A 17,044-nucleotide genomic window follows, 5' to 3' on the forward strand; every position below is an offset into this window, starting at 1 on the left:
GGGGGGTGTTCATACACCTGCCGACCTAGATTAGCCCAAAGATCTGCGGCACAACAGGGGACACGCAAGATTCTCAGGCATCATCGGACAAAATCAGGCGTTGGCCCTGTGCCACAGTTCGATATAGCTCTGGAACGCATCCACCCAGGCCTTCAGGAAGCTCTGGGTGCGCTCGGTGTCGAGGCAACCCTCCTCGTACTGGACGTACGCCTCCGGCTGACGCATGGTCGGCATGTCGAGGAAGCCGAGGATGTTGCGCAGGTGCTGCTGGGCCATCGAGGTGCCCGGGGCACCGATCGAGGCACCGACGATACCGGCCGGCTTGCCGGCGAAGGCGTTCTGCCCCCACGGACGGGAGCCCCAGTCGATCGCGTTCTTGAGGGCGCCGGGGACGGAGCGGTTGTACTCCGGGGTGACGAACATGATCGCGTCGTTGGCCGCGATCGCTGCCTTCATGTCGAGGGCGGCCTGCGGATAGTCACCGTCGAGGTCATGGTTGTAGAGCGGGAGGTCCTGGTACGGGATCTCGACGAACTCGAGGTCGTTCGAGGCGAGCTCGACGATCTTCTCCGCAACCTTGCGGTTGATGGACTGGGCCGACAAGCTACCGACGAAGTAGCCAACCTTGATGGTCATGTACCCTCCTTGGACGTTGACGATTCAACCATAACGATCGGGGCCGCCCGACGCAAGAGTGCACCGGACGGCCCCGAGAGCCATCACACCACAGATACGATCCGTGGTCGATAGATTCGATCAGTGGTCGATCGCCCCGCCGGCACCTGCACCGGTGAGGGAGCGGATCTCCATCTCGACCGCCTTGTCGGCATCGTGCTCCGACGAGGTGATCGTGCCGATCCACCCGAGGATGAAGCCGATCGGCACCGAGACCAGCGCCGGGTTGTCGAGCGGGAACCAGGCGAAGTTCATGTCCGGGAACATCGCGCCGGCGTTCCCGGAGACGGCCGGGGAGAAGACGATCAGCACCAGGGCGGAGATCAGGCCGCCATAGATGCTCATCAGCGCACCGCGGGTGTTGAAGCGGCGCCAGTACAGGGTGTACAGGATCGAGGGCAGGTTCGCCGAGGCCGCCACGGCGAAGGCCAGGGAGACCAGGAAGGCGATGTTCTGCCCGTTGGCGACCACGCCGCCCACGATCGAGATCAGGCCGATCACGACCGAGGAGATCCGCGCCACGCGCAGCTCCTCCTTCGGGTCGGCCTTGCCGTGCTTGATCACCGAGTTGTAGATGTCGTGCGCGAAGGACGCGGACGCGGTGATCGTCAGGCCGGCCACCACGGCGAGGATGGTGGCGAACGCGACGCCGGAGATCAGCGCCATCAGGACCGTGCCGCCGAGCTCGAAGGCCAGCGCCGGAGCGGCCGCGTTGGCACCACCCGGCATCGCCTTGATCTTCTCCGCGCCGACCAGCCAGGCCGCGCCGTAGCCGAGGATCATCGTGAGCAGGTAGAACAGGCCGATCAGCACGATCGCCCAGGTGACGCTCTTGCGGGCCTCCTTGGCGGTGGGCACCGTGTAGAACCGCATCAGCACGTGCGGCAGGCCGGAGGCTCCCAGGACCAGTGCGATGGACAGCGAGATGAAGCCGAGCTTGTTGGTGCCGTACTTGCCCATCGGCTGCAGCAGGCCGTCGCCGTGGCCGGGCTTCACGGTGTTCACGTGGTCGATGGCGCCTTGTATCAGGGTCGACAGGTTGAAGCCGACCTTGCTCATGACCCAGACCGACATCACGATGACGCCGGCGATCAACAGGATCGCCTTGATCATCTGCACGTAGGTGGTGCCCTTCATGCCGCCGATCAGGACGTACGCCACCATCAGCAGGCCCACGATGACGATGACGATGTTCTGGCCGACAGGGTTCGAGATACCGAGCAACAGGGCCACCAGGCCGCCGGCGCCGGCCATCTGGGCGAGCAGGTAGAAGAAGGAGACGAGCAGCGTGGAGACAGCGGCGGCCATCCGGACCGGCCGATCCTGCACGCGGAAGGAGAGCACGTCGGCCATCGTGTAGCGGCCGGTGTTGCGTAGCGGCTCGGCGACGAGCAGGAGTGCCACCAGCCAGGCGACGAAGAAGCCGACCGAGTAGAGCAGGCCGTCGTAGCCGTAGAAGGCGACAGAGCCGACGATGCCCAGGAACGAGGCGGCCGACAGGTAGTCACCGGCGATCGCGAAGCCGTTCTGGCGGCCGGAGAACGAGCCGCCACCGGTGTAGAAGTCACCCGACTTCTTCAGGCCGCCGCGGGTCACCATGATCACGATCGTCATGGTCATGACGACGAAGGCGACGAAGATGGCGATGTTGACGGTGGGATTGCCCAAGGTCTCAAGCGGAAGCATCGTTCACTCCTTCGATCTCGGCCTTCAGCTTGCTCGACAGCGGGTCGAGCGAGTGGTTGGCATGACGGATGTAGAGCCAGGTGATCAGGAAGGTGGTCACGAACTGGAGGAAGGAGATGAGCAGGCCGGTGGTGATGTTGCCGGCGATCCGGGTGCTCATCCACCCGACCGCATAGACGGACAGCAGGACGTAGAGGAAGTACCAGACGAGGAAGGCGATGGTCATCGGGAACGCAAAGTTGCGGAACTTCTTCCGCAGCTCGACGAAGTCAGCCGACCGCTCTACCTCTCTGTAGTGTTCGGGACTTAGCATGATCCGCTCCTGTATCGAGTGTGCGACCCGCGTCACACTACTAATACCAGTTCAGATATGTAAGCCCTTACTGGTACCGACTTGCTGACTTCTATAACAGTTGAGTAACGGCCGGGGCGGATCAGGGGAGGTGGCGCAGTAGCAGTGGGGCGATCGGATCGTGTTCCGCGGCGGACCGGGACCACCACTTGCGGGCTGCCCGTACGTCACCCGCACGAAGCGCGAGCAGCCCGAGGACGTTCAGGCCGGCGGTGTCGCCGTACTCGGCGGCTGTCCGCACGCGCAGGAACGACTCGTCCTCGGCCAGGTCCGCGGCGCCGAGCGACAGGACGTGTAGGTAGTCCTGGGCGAAGGACGAGCCCGCCTTCGCGGCGTTCGCCAGCGCCTGCTCGGCCAGGTCCGGGGCCCCCTCGGCGCTGCACAGACAGGCGAGGTCGACCAGCACCCGGGAGCTGCCCGAGGCGGCAGCGCGGCTCCAGTGCCGTCGCCGCGCGGCGGGATCCGCAGGGGAGACGCACCACTCGCCGTACAGCAACTCCCCCATCGGGGCGTACTCGTGGTGCCCGCTGGACATCGCCACCCGGAAGGCGGCGCAGGCCGTCATCGGGGAGCTCTGGGCCAGGAGTTGGCCGAGCCGGACCGCCGCGAGCGGGGCCCACTCGCCGTGCCCGCTCGCGACGGCGATCTCCAGGGCCTCCGCCGCCCCGGACGGGTCGGTCCGGGCGAGCAGTTGCCCCAGCCGGACCGCGGCGCGCGGGGCCCACTCCCGGTGCCCGCTCGCGATCGCCGTCTCGTACGCCGCCCGGGCAGCCTCCGGATCGGACTCGGCGAGCATCCAGCCAAGATCCGCGGCGGCCCTGGGGGCCCACTCCGGCTGGCCGCTGCGGATCGCCGTCTCGTACGCCTCGCGGGCCGCGGCGCGGTCCTCCGACTCCAGCATCCAGGCCAGGTAGACGGCCGCCTCGGGGGCCAGGTCCGGGTGTCCGCTGCGGATCGCCGCCGCGTACGCCTCCCGTGCCGCCGGCGGGTCGTCCCACTCCAGCAGCCAGCCGAGCCGCAGGGCGGCCTCCGCCGCGAGCGTCGGGTTGTCCCCGTGCTCGACCGACTCGTACGCCTCCCGCGCCACCACCGGATCGCGAACCTCGAGCAGGCGGCCCAGGGCGGTTGCGGCCGCCGGCGCGGCGTCGGGGTGGCCGGATCCCATCGCCCGCCGGAGCGCGGCGATGGCCTCCTCCTGGTCGTCCTGGGCGGCATCGAGTTCACCGACCAGCGCCGAACCCCAGGCCGCCAGCGGGGTGGTCGTCATCCTGGCCACAGCGTCCCAGGCGCCGTGCCCGACGTCGTGGACCTCGGCCACGTACGCCCGCAGCCCGAAGCCGAGCAGGGTCACCGGGTCACCGGTGGCCAGGGCGTGAGCGAGTCCCGCGGACCAGACCTCCTGGTCGATGGTTCCCCACTCGGGCGGCGGATGCGCGACCACGTAGCCGTCGGCATGCAGCCGATCGGGACCTACCCAGGTGACCGGACTGGCGGCACTGATGGCCAGCGGCGCCGTCAGCTCGGCGATCGCGGTCTCGAAGCGTTCCCGGCGCTCGTGGCCGGTCCCCTCGACCAGCGACTGCTGGCGCTGGCGGGAGAGCACGGGCAGCCAGACCTGCTCGGCCACCTGCACGGGAATGCCCCCGGGCAGACCCATCCGGCTCCACGCGGCGATGACGCGGGCGACGGCCCTGGCGATCGGGTCGAGCTCCTCCAGCCGGTCGAGGAGTTCGCCCGCAGCGCCGAGGACCTGCCCCAGGGACTGCCCCTGGGCGATCCGCCGCCCGAGCAGCCCCGGCAGGCCGGTGGTCGGCAGGTCCTGCACCGACCAGGGCGGCAGGCGCACCAACTCGACGACGACGGGGTCGGCGAGGACGGACCAGGGGCCGTGGAAGTCGCGGTCGTCCAGCACCTGGTCCAGGAATTCGGTGCGGACGCTCGCCACGACGATCAGCCGCTCCCGGGAGGCCCAGTCCCGAAGGGTCGGCGTGTCCCACCGGACGGTCGCGTCCCCGACGTGGTCGAGCCAGACCACCGCCCCCTCGGCCGGGGCCTGCGCGATGATCTCGGAGGGGTCGGCCCCGGCCTCCGGCACCAGGAGTGTCCATCGGGAAACCACGGGGTGGGTCCGGAGGGCCTCGGCGATCGTCCGGGAGGTACCGTCCATCGCGTGGCCGGCGATGACGAGCGGACGGTGGTCCGAACCATCCGCCCGGCGGTCCAACGCGCCGGCGAGCTGGTCGTCCACTGCCCGTCGCAGATAGGGGAAGTACGGGTCACCGCGGGATTCGACGTCGGTGCGCGCCAGCCTGGCCCCGAAATTGCCCGGCTCCGCGTCCAACGAGACCCGCCGCTCCGCCCCTGCGCCCATCGCTCCCCCTGTGCTCAGGCCATTACGAAAGTCTAGGCAGATGAGCGAGGGACATCGCGGACATATGGCAAGTGGGTGGCGTGTCGGGGGTAGGTAGGGGGTGCATCCCCGCTAGTCGGGCCGGGTTCAGCCCGCCGCCCGGGCCGGGCCGGTGGCCTCCCGGGCCCGGATCCCCCCTTCCAGCACCTCCTGCATCGTGGTGACCGTCTCGGGCAGCAGGTCGACCCCGAGCGAACGCGCCTGGGCATTCAGCCGGTAGACCAGGCGTTCCACCTCCCGTACGTTGCCAGACCTGCTCTCGCAGACCAGCAGCTGGCGCTGCAGTGCCTCGTCTCCGGGCGCCGCGACCAGGCCCCGGCCGATCGCCCACTTGGCCAGGTCGGGGTCGGAGCCCTCCAGCGCCCGGGCGGACAGGACGTACGCCACGTCGCGCAGGGCGCAGGCGGCCTCGATCCGCAGCTCCTCGGCCCAGGTCCAGCCTCCGGGTGGCGCGTCGGCGAGCGGCGCGCCGCGGACCAGTTCCAGGATCGCCACCAGGGTCGCGTCACTGGCCATCTCCACCCCGCGGCCGAGCAGGATCTGCACCTCCTGCCAGTCGGAGCGGACCGCCGGGTGCAGCCTGATCCGGCCCGAGTAGGCCTCGGGCAGGTAGGCCGCACCGTCGGCGCTGGCCCCGAGCCAGCCCCGCAGCCGGCTCATGTTGGAGCGCCGGGTCGCCTCGGCGACCAGCAGGGAACGGGCCATCTCGACCGAGGAGGCGTTGGGGTGCTCGAGCAGCCAGGCGCAATACTCCAGGCACTGGCGCGGGGCCCTCGTCGGCGGGACACCGCGTGCCCCCTCGAGGACCACCGGACCGAGCAGGAGGAGCCGCGGATCGTCTGCCATCGTGAGCTCCTCAGGGGCGGTCTGGTCAGTGTTGGGGGCCCACCAGGGGGCGGGGACGAGGGCGTCGGGAGCACTCACCCGGGCCAGTTCCACCACGGCATCCCGCACGGAGCGGGGCACGAGCTGGGGGGTGAGGTCGAGGTCGACCGGCTCGAACGTTCCGCGCAGCGGCTCCTCGTCGACCAGCAGCGTCGCGTCCGCGCCGGGGTGCTCGGAGAGCAGGACCAGCGGCCCGCGAGGCGTACGGTCGAAGCGCGCGGTGAGCCGGCTGCGCTCGGCCGGGGTGATGTCGGCGAGCAGGACCAGGACCTGCGGGGCCCACGCCTCCGCGTAGTCGGGGTCCAGGCGCAGCAGAGGCACCGGTTCGTCCGCCACCGCCGCCAGGGCCTGCTGGGTGGCGGCGGTGGACTCCCAAGCCGGCAGGATCTCCTCGAGCGTGGCGACCCGTACGACATTCTCGGCCTCGCCGACGTCCACGAACCCGCCGTCGTCGCCGACGACCAGGACGCGCGCGCCTCCGGCCCAGGGGTTGGTGGCCAGCTCCATCACGTACGAGGTGAGGACCTCTCCGGCACGACGGGCAGTGTCGGCCTGCACGCTGACCCGCCCCCAGCGCTCCAGGTCGACGAAGTAGGTGTCCTCCCCCCGGGTACCGATCGAGACCAGGGTCGGCCACAGCCGCAGCACGTCCTCCTCGATCCGCTCCCGGCGGTCGGCGGCGACCTCGGCGAGTCCGACGCTCCACGAATCGGGCGTGCGGGTGAAGGGCGCGGGTGGCCGGCCGGCCGGGTTGTCGTCCCAGTGGAACTCGATCCCGTCCGGGCCGGCGCGCAGCCAGTCGAGCCCGGCGAGTCGACCACGGCGTAGGGCGTCCCGCGCGACCATGTGGACCGCCCATTCCACCAGCTCGACCGCAGGTGGCAGGGGCGTGGAGAGGAGTGCGCCGCGCAGCCGGACGGTGGGGTCGGTGGGGCGTTCCGGCAGCTGCCCGAGGGGTCGCTGCACGAGCTGGCGTTGCCGTCGGGCCGCCAGCATGGCAGTGATGCCGGTGGCGACCAGGGCCCCGGTGCCGCCGAGCAGCAGGCTGGGGTCGGGTGCGACGGTGTCGGACGCTTCTGCCTCGGAGCTGGCCGGGGTCGAGATCGGGATGTCCGACAGGGATGCCGGGGCCGGGGCGCCCGGAGCCGGTGCTGCGGGTACGGGCAGGGCTTCGGGTACGGGCGGGACTTCGGGCTGGACTTGGGGTTCGGCATCAGGTTTGACCGTCGGCGCTGGTCCCTCGGTCGGCGAAGCAGCCGCCGGGACCGGGATCTGCAGGACCCAGCCGGGTTCGAGGTGTTCGGGGTTACCGGCGAGCCGCTCCCGGTTGAGGTCCAGGATCTGCCGCCACTGCATCCCGTCACCCAGATAGGTCTCGGCCAGGGTCCACAGGTCGTCACCGCGCACCACGGTGTACTCGAGTAGGGTCGAGGTCGCGGCGGGCGCGGCCTCCGTCTCGGCGACACGCGCCGACATCGCCGCCACCGGCTGGACCTGCGGCCCGGGCTGGACGGGGTGGACGGGGGCGGCATGGGCGGCGACCACCATCGGTGCGGGCGGGAGCCCATCGGTCCCGGGGTGGTCCTCGTTGGAGCCGAGCATCACCAGGACCGCCACCAGGAGTGCCCCCGACACTCCCTGCATCCATCGCAGGCCCGGGAGCCGGACGGCAGGCCGGCCCTGGAGGGCAGCAAGGTCCAGGGCGGTGGACACGGTGAACAGCACCCACACCACCCAACCCAGGGCCGTCACGGCCCAGAGCAGGACCCGGCCGTCATCCGGGGTACGGAGCAGGTCCCAGGTCAGCTCCGAGGGATCCGGATAGTGGCCGACCGCCAGCAGCAGCCACGGCACCACGAGGAGCGAGGCCAGCAGGGCGGCCAGGGCGAGGAGTCCACGTACGACGCGCATCAGCGCCCCCGATACCTGTCGGCGACGCTGACCGCGTCGGCAGTGATGGTGATCCGCCCTGGAAGCCCCGGCAGCAGCAGGTCCGCCAGGGCGACGGTACAGCTGGCGGTCGCGGTGACCTCCCCCGGTGAGCCGGGGGGCCGGCTGAGGGCGGTGGCGTCGACGACGACGGCTGACGGCCGACAGGACAGGTCGGCGAGGTTGCGCAGGCCCGCCTCGCGGCCCAGGGCAGCCGACGTCCGGGCATCAGAGATGACAGTCGCCGTCCGGGCCGCACGGTGGGCCGCCTCGTCGACGGTGGCCCGCGCCGACCAGACCCGGGCGCCCGCCACCACCAGCCCGACCAGTGCCATCAGGGCGGGCACGAGGACGACGACCTCGACGGCCGCATTCCCCCGCTGGTCCCGCCTCATCGGGGCACCTCCCGGGGAGCCGATGCACTGACCTCGATCCGTCCCAGTCCCAGGTCGACCAGAAGGGGGGCCGAGCCGGTGACGACGACCTCGACCTGGCGGCCACCGCGCTCGGCGCGGACATCGACGTCCTCCACGCCGCCGGCACCCGCGACCCGGAGGGCCGCCGCGCGGGCGGTGGCCGGGTTCGCGCGTTCGACGCTCAACATGTCCGCGGCGGTCGCCGCGGCCGACGTGAGGGTGAGCCGCGCGTGCCACCAGACGCCGAGCTGGATGGTACCCAGCACCAGCAGCATGACCAGCGGCCACAGCACGGCCCATTGCAGGCTCTCGGTCAGCCCACGTTCGTCCCTCGTCAGGAGGGCATGTTGGACTTGACGTACGCGGTGACCGCCGTGATCACGATCGTCGCGACGGTGACGGCCCCAGCGAGCAGGATGGCGTTCTCGGTGCTCTGGGAGAGTCCGCGCTCGTCGCGGGTCCGGGGTCCGACGACGAGCAGCAGCAGGGTGCTGAGGGCGGTGGAGATGGTGGACATGGTAGTTCCTTTCCTCGGGTGGTGTGGCGGTGGTGGAGGTCGTGCCGGTGAAGGTCGTACCGGTGGGAGTCATGGTGTGCCGCCTGCTCCGGTCAGCCGCAGCAGCGGCGGGACGAGGAAGACCAGCGCGAAGACCATCGAGGGGATGACCATGAAGACGGTCATCTGTTCGGAGACCTTCGCGGCGCTGATCTTCTGGGCGCTGAGGTGGGAATCGCGCAGCTCTCGCACCCGGGCCCGCAGCGCGCCGGTCAGGGAGGCGCCCGACTCCTCGAGTTGCATCACGTCGGCGACGTCGGCCAGCTCGGGCAGCTCGAGCCGTTCCGCCAGCGCGCGGAGCTCGGCGTACGGGGGGCGCTGTTCGAGGCGGGCCCGGTCCAGCGCCGAGCGCAGGTGCAGGAACAGCGGCGCGTCCGAGGCGTACGCGGCGGAGGCGAGTGCCTGGGGCGCCGACAGGTTGGCCAACCGTTCCAGGGTGACAAGGTCGAAGTAGGTATAGAGAGACTCGGCCATGTCGGCGCGCAGGGCCGGGGCACGACGTCGCAACGTCACGTCGGGGACGAACCACCCGATGATCGCGCCGGCCAGTGCCACCCCGACCGGCACGAAGGGCGTCCAACCGGCAAGGAATCCGATACAGCCCGCCACCACACCCGGGACGATGGTTCCGATCACTGTGAAGACGGCCTTCTCGGCCATGAAGTCGGCGATCGGGATGTTCCGGGCCGCCAGGGCCCGGCGTTGCGAGGCGGGTAGCGGTGCCAGCGGATGCCGGGCCAGCCAGGCTCCGAGGCGGTCGCTGCGCGAGGCCGGTCCGGCGGTCGTCAGGTCGGCCGCGGTGTCGGCCGGGCGGCTGGTGTCGAGGAACGCCAGACCGGCGGCCAGGGATGGCACCGGGGCGCGGAGCCCGCGTACGACCGCCACGGCGCCGAGGCCGACCAAGGCGCCGATGGCGGCCACCAGCAGCGTCCACGCGGCGGACGTCATCGGGTAGCTCCGGCCAGGATGCGCTGGCGCTCGCGAGGCCTGGTCAACCGGCGCATCATCGCGAGGGACCCGACGTACGCACCGACCAGCCCCAGCAGGAGGGCCTGCCCGAGCGGGGTGGAGTAGGGGCTGAAGAAGTCTCCGCCGAAGACCAGGGCAACGCCGAGCATGCCCAGGGTGATCGTGGTCACCTGGCGCACCACGATCCGAGGCTTGGCCCGCTCCGCCTCGATCTCGCGCCGGGCGGCCAGGGTCTGCTCGATGGTGTCGGACAGCGAGGTGAGCGTGGCGGTGGCACCGGTCCCGCCGCGGTGGGCGGCCAGACCGAGGGCGGCGAGGACGGCATCGGCCTCCGGGGTGTGCAGGTGGTCGGCCATTTCGCGCAGGGAGTCCCGGACGCTCCAGCGCTGGTCCAGCCGCCGGACCACCCGGTCGATGTGGGGGGCCAGTAGCGCCGGGGCGTTCCGCCGGGAGGTGCGGATCGCGTCGGCGATCGACTGCCCGGTCGGCAGCGTGGCGACCAGGCTGTGGACCCAGCGATCAAGCGCACTGAGCTGGTCGATCGAGGGAGTAGGTGGATCGGCCAGCAGGGCTGGCAGGGCGAAGACAGCCAGCGGGACGATGAACAGCCAGACCACCCAGCCGGTGAGCGCGTACCCGAGGATCCCGGCGACGACCGCAGCCGCCAGCCGGATGTCCCGGCGTCGGCCGGCCGGCCCCTCTGGGCGTCGGGTGACATCTGCCCAGCGTTGCGCCCAACTCCGCGGCCGCGCCATGACGACCACCTGATCGCGCGGGACGGCACCCAGCACCACGAGACCGATTCCCGCGGTGAGGAGGGCGCCACACAGGGCCACCAGTGCCGTCATAGGGCACCCGGCCAGGCCGGACGGAACCGCTCCAGCTCCGCGAGGGACTCCGGCACAGGATCGAAGACCTGTGGCGTCCGTGCGGTGGGAATGGCGTTGTAGGTCAGGTGGGTCACGGGGCGACCGTTCTCCAGTGCCCCCGTGACCTCGCGCACCTCGCTGACCAGGCGTCGGCGGGTGCCGCCGCGCCAGGTCTCGTCGATCAGCTGGACGTGGACGAACAGGTCGATGTTGTGCGCGATCTGCCGATATGCCTCCTCGACGGTGAGGACGCCGCCCTGGGCCGCCCGTGAGGCGAGCCGGTCCATGGTCGACGCGGCCGAGTGCGAGTGGGTCGTACTGAGCGTCCCGGCGCCGGACTGCATCGCTTCGAACATCGCGCCGGCCTCGGCGCCCCGGACCTCGCCGACGACGATCCGTGACAGGTTCTGTCGCAGGGCCTCGGGGAGCAGGTCCGCCACCGTCACCTCGCCGATCCGGCGGCCGGCGACGACCTCGCCCTGGCCGGTCTTGGCCTGCAGGGCGACGATGTTGCGGCGTTCGGGCAGCAGGTGGGTGAGCAGCTCGTAGTCGGTCTCCAGGGTGCCGAAGCGCTCGTTGGCCGGGATGGCGTCGATCAGTGCCCGAAGGAGGGTGGTCTTCCCGGCGCCCTGGTCGCCCGAGATCACCACGGATCGGCGCGACATCACGGCGGCGTGCAGGTAACGGGCGAGCTCCTCGGGAAGCATCCCGCTGTCCACCAGTTCGGGCAGGCCGATGTCGGTGAGCAGGTGCTGGCGGATGGTGACCGAGGGTCGGTACGACAGCCCGAACCCGATGGCGTGCAGGCGGAACCTGTCCCCGAGTGCCAGCGTCATCGTCGGATGCGCGTCGTCGAAGGGGCGGCTCGGCCGAGCCTGTTCCCCAAGGAAGCGGATGGCCTCCACGAGCTCCTCGTCGGACTCCGCCACCGGGGCGTGCTGCTCACGCCTTCCGTCCCCGTACTGGACGACCACCGAGTCACAGCCGTGGATCTCGATGTTCTCGGCCGTCGGGATGTCGAACAGCGGCTGCATCCTCCCGTAGCCGAAGACGGCGCTGGAGACTGCGCGGACGTAAGACTCCTCGGTGTCGAGGTCCCACAGTGCCGCCCCGGACGCCTGGAGTTGCTCGGCATGGGAACGTACGACCTGCCGGATGACGGCCCGACCCATCAACCGGCGATCACCCTCCGGCATGGCGCGGGCGTACTCGTCCTGGTGGTGCTCGACCCGATCGCTGATCTCCGCTGCGGCGCGCCGGCGCAGCGTGACGACCACGCCCCAGTCGACGGTCTCGCGCTGCGGGGGGACGACCCTCTTGGCGCTTGGAAGTGGCAGGTCGACCGGGGTGACCTCGGTGATCGCGCGCCGCCCCAGCAGGGGGACCTGGTCGAGCGGCAGGCGGTCCAGTGGCATGTGCTGTGTCATCGGGCCACCGCCTCCCCGAGGCGGGATGCCTCGAAGTCACGCAGGGCCTCGAGCAAAGGCGATCGCTCCCAGCGGCGCGGTGGTGGCGCTCCATCCGACAGCACGGCGGCGTGGTCGGGCAGGAACGGCAGTACCAGGTCAACACGCCAGCCGAACTGCGCGGCCACCTCGTGGCGGTCGTAGGGCATCCCCTCACCGACCAGCGCCAGGCCGGCACGCGTGCCCCTCGGCGATCGGGCCACCAGCGGGTCGAGCACGTCGACCACCGGCCGCGCCGCGGCCAGGTGCCGCAGGCTGGTCCGCGCCACCAGCAGGACCTCGTCGGCGATGCGTACGAGGGGCTCGGCCGTTCGCGCCGAGGTTCCCCGGCCGGCGTCGATGACGACGTGGGTGCCCTCGTCCGCCAGGCGACGCAGGACGTCGGCGAGGTCGGGCCAGGCGGACTCGAACAGCTCGGCCGCCCCCAGGTGGCCGATGCCGGGCAGGAAGCGACGCTCGCCGTCGCGGTCCAGCGGCACGGTCGCCGCCTCGAGGTCGAAGGGAGCCCCCATCCGGCGCCGACGGGCGAACTCCTCCAGACCACTGCTCGCGGCGGCGGTGCCGCGCAGGTACCCGGCGAGGACCGCCTGGGCCGCATCACGGGAGGCGTCAACCAGGAGCACGGGGCCCTGGTGCTGGAGCGCGAGGCCCAGAGCGGTCGTGGTGACTCCGGGCGAGCCGGCAGGGCCGACGATCAGGTGGACGGGCATCACTCACTCCTGACCAGGACGATGCGGTCCTCGGCGGCGAGGCGGGCGACGGCCTCCACGTCGCGGCGGGCGACCGTGACGTCGACGAGCATGGCGACCTGGTCGGCGCTGGTCTCCATCGGCCGGTGCACCTCGGCACGGAAGGCCCGCGCGGTGCCGGCCGCGCCGCCGGCGACCGGCTGCTCGGCCGCTGCCTCGACGAGCAGGACGGGGGTACCTGGCTCGATCGGCACTCGGGGGACGCGTCCCTCCTCCAGGCGGAGTCCGACCACCGCGGTCCCCGCCTCGAGTTCGGGCCGACCGATCGCCTCCCGTGGCAGGAGGCTCCCGGCGGCGACGTCGGTGCGCACCTGTTGGCCGATGACCGAGGCCAGGTCGTCGGAGAGCAGGGCATCCACCCCGCCGAGGCGACCCACGCTGACCGGGCTGAGGTCCTGCGACGTGATCACGTGCCCCCGGTACAGCGTGTCGTTGACGCGCAGCACGGTCGTCGTCTCCGCGACCCGGTTCCACAACAGCACCGAACCGAGCGCGCCGAGCGCCAGTGCCAGGACCCCGGCCAGGATCCACCGGGGCTGGCGGCGACGCAGCCCGGGCAGCGGCGCGCCGGCGGTTGACGTACGTGGGGCCGCGTCCGGGAGCGACGGCGGCGCGGGCAGCGGCGAGGTGGTCTGAGTGGTCGTCATCAGGTCTCCGTGGCATCCGATAGAGGGTGTCGAGGCTGACGCTAGGCAGACAGCGGGTCAGGTCCAGCGGCTGCGATGGTGAAGTCGCGGTGAACATCAGGGGCGGCATGGGACGTTCGGGGGCTGCGAGACGTGTTCTGGGGCACGTCCCCATGCTGCTGGCCCGGTGTTGCCCGAGGTGTTGTCCGGACCATGCCCGGTGTTGTCCATATCACCGTCGGTGTTGTCCGGAGGCCACGATGCGTCTGTGCGCCCCCTGAGGCCCTGCGCTTCCGGTTCCGGACACTTCGAAACTGGGGCTAGCCAAAAGTCGCGGACTGAGTAAGCTGGACCTAATCTCGTAGCGAGACCAAAGAAATCCCAAGGGCCGTTCGGTGTCGTACCGGCGGCCCTTGGTGCTGCCCCGGGATCGAGCACCTCCACTCGCCCGCAGGACCTCGGATCGGCCATCTCAGGTCGGCCCCACTCCGCCACGTTCCGTTCCTGGCCGGTGCACCCGCTGCCGGAGTGCCCGGCCGCCGCGGGTGGCAATGAGATGTTGGCCACAAATCCCGCAGGCCCCTACACGCCCAAGCCATCCGCCGGTAGCTTTCTGGTTATCTCCTAGCGAGATCACAGAACTCCCAGGGGCCGTTCGGTGTCGTACCGGCGGTCCCTGGTGCTGTGTCCGGGTGCTGCTGGGTCCGCAATGGTGGGAGGGCGGGACACCGATGCGATTCCTTGGGCACGCGCCGAACTATTGTGTGCAGGTGGATCTGTGGCGCGAGGGCCGACGGCTGATGCACGGCGCGCTCTTCCGGAAGATGCTCGCCGTGCGCCTCGCCACGCAATCGGCCGACGGGATCCTTCAGATGGGTCTGGCCTCCTACGTCGTGCTGTCCCCGGTGAACCAGGCCGACGCCATCTCCATCGCCACGGTGCTCGCCGTCACCCTCCTGCCGTTCTCCATCATCGGGCCGATCATCGGCGTGGTACTGGACCGCTGGGACCGTCGTACGGTCATCGTGGTCACCGACCTGGTCCGAGCGGTCCTGGTCGGGGGCCTGGCGGTCCTCGTGGCCAGCGGACCCCTGGGCAGCGGTCAGACCGTGCTCTTCTACGGCATCGTCCTGGTGGCGATGAGCCTGAACCGGTTCCTCATGGCCAACCTCCAGGCCGCCGTCCCGCTGGCCGTGCACGGTCGCGACTTCCTCATCGCCAACTCGATCCTGCCGATGGTCGGGCCCCTCGGCGTGGTCGTCGGCGGGGCCGTCGCGGGGGGCCTGCGGCTGGGCACCGCCGGCCTCCTGCCGACCTGGGTGGCCGACAGCCTCATCTTCGCCGTCTCCGCGACGCTCTTCCTGGGAACGGTGGGGCTGGGCACCCGGGTCCCACCGCGTGCGTTCGGGCCGACGGTCGTGCACCGACCCCGGGCCGGGGAGGTCCTCGGGGGCATGTACCGGGCGGTGGTCCACCTGGCCCGGCAGCGCGCCGCAGCCGTCGGGCTGTTCTTCTTCGCCGCCCAGCGGGTGCTGTTCGGCATGATCTTCGTCGAGGCGATCCTGCTGTACCGCAACTGGTTCAACCCCACCGACGACATCGGCGCCGCGATGCGGGACATCGGCCTGTGGGCAGGCATCAACGGCGTCGGGGTGCTGCTCAGCGCAGCGATCACACCCCAGGTCGCCTCGCGGATCGGTGTCGGACGCTGGATGGCGCTGTTGCTGGTGGGCGGCGGCGTGCTGCAGATCATCCCGGGGTCGACGTTCACTCTGTGGGGGATGCTGGTCGGCGCGCTGGCGGTCGGGCTGCAGACCCAGTCGATGAAGATCTCGGTGGACACGCTGCTGCACCGGCACGTGCAGCAGGCCTTCAAGGGCCGCGCCTTCATCATCTCCGACATGCTCTTCAACGGCACGCTCGTCGTCGCAGCCTTCCTCGTCGTCGCCCTAGCGCCGGCTGACGGCCACTCCGTGGCGCTGTTCGTCTCGATCGGCGTCACGATGATCCTGCTCGGCCTGGTCCTCCTGCTCCTCATCCGGGCAGGCGCCTCGTCCCGCGGTTGGTGACCTCGAAGCACTGGCCCCGGGGCGTACGCCATTGCCACCGACCCGGGGTGGGCTGGCTCAGGGCGTAGCCGCCATGGGTGCGGGCCCGATGGCTCGCACGCCCCAGCGGCCCCAGGTTGTGCGGCGCCGTCTCCCCGCCCATCGCGAACGGAACGGTGTGGTCCATGTCGGAGTGGCGCGCTCGGACCGACCCGAACGGCGACACCTCGTACGGCTGGGCGAGGTTCAGCTGCTCGCGCATCCTCGGCGGCACCTCGTACGCGTCGGTCGGGACCGACTCGCGGTGGTCGATCACCCGGGTGAACCGTACGGTGCACCGCTCCAGCAGCCGGCCGAGCTCCCCCACCGGGAGCGGGCCGTGGCCCTCCAGGCGGGCCACCTCACCGTCGGCCCAGGCGTGCAGGTAGAGGTGCACCACCGGGGCGGCACCCTGCAGGCCACCGCAGGCGAGCAGGCCCAGGGCACGGGCGCGGCGGGCATCCAGGTCGGACTCGTCGCCTGCCTTGGCGAGGTCCTCGGACATCCGGGCGAGGGTGGCGTCGAGCTGGCGAGCATCGGCGACGTCGAGGACTCCGAACAGGTCCATCGCCCCGGTCGCCCCCAGCCGCAGCCCGACCCCGACATGGCGCCGGTTGAGCCGGGCCCGTTCCCGCTCGGCGGCGGCCACCGGATCGGCCGCGGCGATCTCGCCCTCGACCAGTCGCCGGGCACGGGCCCAGGCCAGGTCCGGCAGCTCGTCGCCGACGGCGTCATCGATCCGGGTCACCTGGAAGAGGGTGAGTCCATGGCACATCCGGGCCACGGTGAGGGCGCGCCAGGGAGGCATGTCCCCCTCGACCATCCGGTTCCACAGGCGAGGATGGCGCCACTTCAGGTCGAGGGCGTCGGAGACCAGGAGCCGGGCGCGTTCGGTGGCCATGCCCAGGGCGGCGCCGATCTCCATCGGCAGGAACTCCGGCACGTCCGGCGTGCCCTCGCCCCCGCAGCCGACCACCCGCTCGCGCTCGACCGGCGGTGCGGCCTCGACCAGGTCGGCAACCAGGGCCACCCGCCGGATCTCTGCGAAGCGGGCCAGCGCCTCGACCTCACGCAGCTGGACGATGTGGTCGGCCGGGTCCTCGGGCAGTCCGTACCCCGGCGTGACGGCGCGCGGAGGCGCATCGGGACCCTCCCGGACCATGCACCCGCCCTCCATCAGGTCGCCGAGCGCCGGGGGCTGGTGCGGCTCGAAGAAGGCGGGATCGTACGTGGTGGGATCGGCGGCCGGAGGCTCGCCGGGCTCGTCGTCGGGGGGCGGGTCGAACAGTGGCTCGTCCATGTCCACGACCCTATGGAGCCCCACTGACAATTTTTGCTACACCCGTACGATTCCAGGCCAGGGGCCGAC

The 17,044-nt window shown here is 71.1% G+C and carries 15 protein-coding genes; 1 reads left to right on the forward strand and 14 read right to left on the reverse strand.

Annotation, left to right across the window (positions count from 1 at the left end):
• Positions 1-93: 93 nt before the first annotated feature.
• The 13 genes from GA0111570_RS14805 to GA0111570_RS14865 all read right to left on the reverse strand — a co-directional run bounded on the left by GA0111570_RS14805 (position 94) and on the right by GA0111570_RS14865 (position 13,609).
• Entirely contained in the window at positions 94-636 is a 543-nt protein-coding gene (locus GA0111570_RS14805; protein WP_092613043.1) for an NADPH-dependent FMN reductase, read from the reverse strand.
• 120 nt (positions 637-756) lie between these two features.
• Entirely contained in the window at positions 757-2,361 is a 1,605-nt protein-coding gene (locus tag GA0111570_RS14810) for a solute symporter family protein (RefSeq protein ID WP_092613046.1), read from the reverse strand.
• The gene (locus GA0111570_RS14815; RefSeq protein WP_092613049.1) at positions 2,348-2,674 is read right to left on the reverse strand and encodes a DUF485 domain-containing protein; all 327 of its coding nucleotides are present in this window, start codon (positions 2,672-2,674) and stop codon (positions 2,348-2,350) included. The genes GA0111570_RS14810 and GA0111570_RS14815 overlap by 14 nt, the downstream gene beginning before the upstream one ends.
• Before the next feature lie 121 nt (positions 2,675-2,795).
• Positions 2,796-5,084 (reverse strand): sel1 repeat family protein, encoded by a 2,289-nt coding sequence (locus tag GA0111570_RS14820; RefSeq protein WP_092613052.1) that lies wholly within the window; start codon positions 5,082-5,084, stop codon positions 2,796-2,798.
• A 126-nt stretch (positions 5,085-5,210) separates the two neighbouring features.
• Positions 5,211-7,919, reverse strand: coding sequence for an AfsR/SARP family transcriptional regulator (locus GA0111570_RS14825; protein WP_092613055.1), 2,709 nt, complete (start codon positions 7,917-7,919; stop codon positions 5,211-5,213).
• Positions 7,919-8,332, reverse strand: coding sequence for a TadE/TadG family type IV pilus assembly protein (locus GA0111570_RS17445; protein ID WP_139283276.1), 414 nt, complete (start codon positions 8,330-8,332; stop codon positions 7,919-7,921). The genes GA0111570_RS14825 and GA0111570_RS17445 overlap by 1 nt, the downstream gene beginning before the upstream one ends.
• Entirely contained in the window at positions 8,329-8,646 is a 318-nt protein-coding gene (locus GA0111570_RS14835) for a TadE/TadG family type IV pilus assembly protein (protein ID WP_092613063.1), read from the reverse strand. Before GA0111570_RS14835 ends, GA0111570_RS17445 begins: the two co-directional genes overlap by 4 nt.
• 41 nt (positions 8,647-8,687) lie before the next feature.
• Positions 8,688-8,870 (reverse strand): hypothetical protein, encoded by a 183-nt coding sequence (locus GA0111570_RS14840; protein WP_092613066.1) that lies wholly within the window; start codon positions 8,868-8,870, stop codon positions 8,688-8,690.
• A 69-nt stretch (positions 8,871-8,939) separates the two neighbouring features.
• Positions 8,940-9,857, reverse strand: a complete 918-nt coding sequence (locus GA0111570_RS14845; RefSeq protein ID WP_092613069.1) for a type II secretion system F family protein — start codon at positions 9,855-9,857, stop codon at positions 8,940-8,942.
• Positions 9,854-10,726, reverse strand: a complete 873-nt coding sequence (locus tag GA0111570_RS14850) for a type II secretion system F family protein (RefSeq protein ID WP_092613072.1) — start codon at positions 10,724-10,726, stop codon at positions 9,854-9,856. The genes GA0111570_RS14845 and GA0111570_RS14850 overlap by 4 nt, the downstream gene beginning before the upstream one ends.
• Complete coding sequence (locus GA0111570_RS14855; protein WP_175557532.1) at positions 10,723-12,162, reverse strand: TadA family conjugal transfer-associated ATPase; 1,440 nt, start codon at positions 12,160-12,162, stop codon at positions 10,723-10,725. Before GA0111570_RS14855 ends, GA0111570_RS14850 begins: the two co-directional genes overlap by 4 nt.
• 8 nt (positions 12,163-12,170) lie before the next feature.
• Positions 12,171-12,923 (reverse strand): CpaE/TadZ family protein, encoded by a 753-nt coding sequence (locus tag GA0111570_RS14860; protein ID WP_092613078.1) that lies wholly within the window; start codon positions 12,921-12,923, stop codon positions 12,171-12,173.
• Positions 12,923-13,609: an SAF domain-containing protein gene (locus GA0111570_RS14865; RefSeq protein WP_092613081.1), complete on the reverse strand. Its 687-nt coding sequence runs from the start codon at positions 13,607-13,609 to the stop codon at positions 12,923-12,925. The genes GA0111570_RS14860 and GA0111570_RS14865 overlap by 1 nt, the downstream gene beginning before the upstream one ends.
• Before the next feature lie 749 nt (positions 13,610-14,358).
• Between GA0111570_RS14865 and GA0111570_RS14870 the strand changes: the two genes are divergently transcribed.
• Complete coding sequence (locus GA0111570_RS14870; RefSeq protein ID WP_139283277.1) at positions 14,359-15,657, forward strand: MFS transporter; 1,299 nt, start codon at positions 14,359-14,361, stop codon at positions 15,655-15,657.
• Here the strand turns inward: GA0111570_RS14870 and GA0111570_RS14875 are convergent.
• Positions 15,623-16,975: a hypothetical protein gene (locus GA0111570_RS14875; RefSeq protein ID WP_092613088.1), complete on the reverse strand. Its 1,353-nt coding sequence runs from the start codon at positions 16,973-16,975 to the stop codon at positions 15,623-15,625. The genes GA0111570_RS14870 and GA0111570_RS14875 overlap by 35 nt on opposite strands.
• Positions 16,976-17,044: the final 69 nt, after the last annotated feature.

This window comes from Raineyella antarctica, assembly GCF_900092135.1.
GTDB lineage: Bacteria > Actinomycetota > Actinomycetes > Propionibacteriales > Propionibacteriaceae > Raineyella > Raineyella antarctica.

Bases quoted from the DNA above. Each gene is read 5' to 3' on its own strand.
- GA0111570_RS14815 (WP_092613049.1), bottom strand. From the start codon at position 2,674: ATGCTAAGTCCCGAACACTACAGAGAGGTAGAGCGGTCGGCTGACTTC.
- GA0111570_RS14825 (WP_092613055.1), bottom strand. From the start codon at position 7,919: ATGCGCGTCGTACGTGGACTCCTCGCCCTGGCCGCCCTGCTGGCCTCG.
- GA0111570_RS14855 (WP_175557532.1), bottom strand. From the start codon at position 12,162: ATGCCACTGGACCGCCTGCCGCTCGACCAGGTCCCCCTGCTGGGGCGG.
- GA0111570_RS14840 (WP_092613066.1), bottom strand. From the start codon at position 8,870: ATGTCCACCATCTCCACCGCCCTCAGCACCCTGCTGCTGCTCGTCGTC.
- GA0111570_RS14805 (WP_092613043.1), bottom strand. From the start codon at position 636: ATGACCATCAAGGTTGGCTACTTCGTCGGTAGCTTGTCGGCCCAGTCC.
- GA0111570_RS14850 (WP_092613072.1), bottom strand. From the start codon at position 10,726: ATGACGGCACTGGTGGCCCTGTGTGGCGCCCTCCTCACCGCGGGAATC.
- GA0111570_RS14810 (WP_092613046.1), bottom strand. From the start codon at position 2,361: ATGCTTCCGCTTGAGACCTTGGGCAATCCCACCGTCAACATCGCCATC.
- GA0111570_RS14845 (WP_092613069.1), bottom strand. From the start codon at position 9,857: ATGACGTCCGCCGCGTGGACGCTGCTGGTGGCCGCCATCGGCGCCTTG.
- GA0111570_RS17445 (WP_139283276.1), bottom strand. From the start codon at position 8,332: ATGAGGCGGGACCAGCGGGGGAATGCGGCCGTCGAGGTCGTCGTCCTC.
- GA0111570_RS14820 (WP_092613052.1), bottom strand. From the start codon at position 5,084: ATGGGCGCAGGGGCGGAGCGGCGGGTCTCGTTGGACGCGGAGCCGGGC.
- GA0111570_RS14875 (WP_092613088.1), bottom strand. From the start codon at position 16,975: ATGGACGAGCCACTGTTCGACCCGCCCCCCGACGACGAGCCCGGCGAG.
- GA0111570_RS14860 (WP_092613078.1), bottom strand. From the start codon at position 12,923: ATGCCCGTCCACCTGATCGTCGGCCCTGCCGGCTCGCCCGGAGTCACC.
- GA0111570_RS14865 (WP_092613081.1), bottom strand. From the start codon at position 13,609: ATGACGACCACTCAGACCACCTCGCCGCTGCCCGCGCCGCCGTCGCTC.